The sequence below is a fragment of the Treponema sp. R6D11 genome, from assembly GCF_054786075.1.
Genome location: NZ_BDHD01000952.1, coordinates 1 through 436, shown reverse-complemented (window position 1 = coordinate 436; position 436 = coordinate 1). Strand labels below are relative to the sequence as shown.

The following is a 436-nucleotide window of genomic DNA, read 5'->3' as shown; positions in this document are numbered from 1 at the left end:
GCGGATCAGCTTTTGCAGGAATTGTTGACGCTAAAGAGGTAAAAAGGAGATAAGGGGATAGGGAAAGGTTAGGGATTGAAAATTAATCCTTAACCGCCCCTAGTCAATAACCCTTAAAGTAAATATGATAAAGGTATCAAAGTTGGACGGGACAGAATATTACATCAATCCGCATCAGATTGAATGTATAGAAATTCGTCCCGATACCGCTTTGGTAATGTTGTCCGGCAAACAGCATATTGTTAAAGAAGAGGTAGATACAATTTTGGAAAAAATTGATGAATACCGCCGGCGCTTAAGTCCGTATATTGTCCAGGAGTGAGAAAATGAATAAAGGCATAAATATGGGAACCTTGGTCGGCGTGTTCGGCGCAATGGCAATGGTTCTTGGATCTATCGTAGTCAGCGGTAACAGTATAATGGCCTTCGTAGACGT

Annotated in this window: 1 protein-coding gene; it reads left to right on the top strand. The window is 41.3% G+C overall.

The features are described from left to right. The first annotated feature begins 124 nt into the window (after positions 1–124). The gene (locus ACYVTD_RS16960) at positions 125–322 is read left to right on the top strand and encodes a flagellar FlbD family protein (protein ID WP_461248819.1); all 198 of its coding nucleotides are present in this window, start codon (positions 125–127) and stop codon (positions 320–322) included. Positions 323–436 lie beyond the last annotated feature (114 nt).

What these genes read in the sequence shown, in the direction of transcription:
- ACYVTD_RS16960 (WP_461248819.1), top strand. Translation starts at nt 125, where the DNA reads ATGATAAAGGTATCAAAGTTGGACGGGACAGAATATTACATCAATCCG.